Below are 247 nucleotides of genomic sequence, written 5' to 3'. Positions count from 1 at the left end.
CTCACCACCGCAGGACGGACCATCGAATCCCGTCACGTCATCCTCGCTACCGGCTATGTGATGCCGGACATCGTGGTGACGAAGGTGCAGTCGCCATCGTCGAGCTGGGCGATCGCGACTGCGCCGCAGCCGGATCGGCTGTGGCGTGATGGCGTTCTGATCTGGGAGGACAGCAAGGACTATCTCTATGCGCGCACCACCCCGTCCGGACGCATCATTATCGGCGGCGAGGATAGCGACGAGATCA

The 247-nt window shown here is 62.8% G+C and carries 1 protein-coding gene; it reads left to right on the top strand.

What is annotated here, in order from left to right; genetic code table 11:
* On the top strand, nt 1–247 hold a 247-nt coding region (locus RZA33_RS19685), incomplete at both ends, for an FAD-dependent oxidoreductase (protein WP_317509989.1).

It is taken from the genome of Halovibrio sp. HP20-59 (assembly GCF_033052795.2).
Taxonomy (GTDB): Bacteria; Pseudomonadota; Gammaproteobacteria; order Pseudomonadales; family Halomonadaceae; genus Vreelandella.
This window is presented reverse-complemented; position numbering and strand designations above follow the sequence as displayed.